Source organism: Vibrio sp. 1249-1, from assembly GCF_033340495.1.
In genome coordinates, this window is the sequence record NZ_JAWOWJ010000954.1 from 1 (window position 1) to 562 (window position 562).

The 562-nt window shown below is 50.2% G+C and carries 1 protein-coding gene; it reads left to right on the plus strand.

Going from position 1 to position 562, the window contains the following annotated elements:
* A partial coding sequence (flgH, locus tag R7Z50_RS29885; RefSeq protein ID WP_318150067.1) for a flagellar basal body L-ring protein FlgH occupies positions 1-537 on the plus strand: 537 nt, incomplete at its 5' end.
* Between the last annotated feature and the right edge of the window lie 25 nt (positions 538-562).

A 562-nucleotide genomic window follows, 5' to 3' on the forward strand; every position in this document is an offset into this window, starting at 1 on the left:
GCTCAATCTGGTAGCCTTTATCGTCACCAATACACGATGACTCTGTTCCAAGATCGTCGTGCGTACCGAGTCGGTGATGTGCTAACCGTGGTGCTTTCTGAAGAGACTTCTTCAAGCAAAAAAGCCGGAACCAAATTTGGTAAGAGCTCAGCGGTGAACTTTGCTGCGCCAACCATCGGCACTAAAAAGTTTGATGAACTTGGTGTGAGCATTGACGGCAGCCGAAACTTCGATGGCAGTGCGTCTAGCTCGCAAGGCAACAAGCTCCAAGGTGCTATCACGGTCACGGTGCATGACGTGTTGCCAAATGGCGTATTGCGCATCAGTGGCGAAAAGTGGCTGCGCCTAAATCAAGGTGATGAATTCATCCGTTTGACGGGCATTGTTCGCGTCGATGACATCACTCGCAATAACCAAGTTTCTTCTCAACGAATTGCGGATGCTCGCATCACTTACGCTGGTCGCGGCGCGTTGGCAGACAGCAACGCTGCTGGGTGGCTGACTCAGTTCTTTAACAGCCCATGGGTACCATTCTAATGAAGCCAATCAATACCTTTTTTTC